The sequence below is a fragment of the Candidatus Kurthia intestinigallinarum genome (assembly GCF_003991225.1).
In the GTDB taxonomy this organism is placed as follows: Bacteria; Bacillota; Bacilli; order Bacillales_A; family Planococcaceae; genus Kurthia; species Kurthia populi.
In genome coordinates this window covers 1-602 of record NZ_JTFC01000028.1, presented here as the reverse complement: position 1 = coordinate 602, position 602 = coordinate 1, and the positions used below count along the sequence as shown (strand labels likewise).

Below are 602 nucleotides of genomic sequence, written 5' to 3'. Positions count from 1 at the left end.
TTGCATTAGGGCTTTGTTGCACTCTGGCTTTATAACACTATGGCATATTAATTTGAATAGATTATAGCAAGGAAAAGATTCATTTTCAATAAGCTTGCTTAATTTAATCAATAGTTTTCGTTTATTACAGTTATAGTTTCTTTAAATCAGAGGGAGGAGGGTCACTATGACAATGTACAACTTACAAACTGTGTTATCATCAATCGTTCACAACGGTTTAACTACATATAAAACGAAAAATTCTCGTTTTGCGCCCGCAGCTTTCGTCGACACGTCCGACAAGAAAGGTGTGGTTTTCGTCGTTCGCGAAAAAGCGCATTTCGCCAATGGCCGCGTTCGCGGTTATATCGTGACGTCTAAAGAAACATTGGTGAAAGACGCGCCTTCATTGTCTCACTGGACGCCAAACGTGTACTGCTACGGCGAATATGCAGATCCTGCGCGCACATACATAAAAGGCTTTGAAGAAAAGAACCTGTCTCAAATTAATACGTTCGTTGTCGACATCGATACGAAAGATCACAGCATCAACGACATTCTGCTTGCTTGTATCGACGAGTCGATTGGTGAACCGTCATTGATCGTCGAATCGCCACGCGGTT

General features: G+C 41.7%; 1 pseudogene. It reads left to right on the top strand.

The window, feature by feature from the left end:
- Positions 1-166: 166 nt before the first annotated feature.
- Positions 167-602, top strand: a pseudogene (locus QI30_RS07755) (primase C-terminal domain-containing protein); the annotation flags it as partial.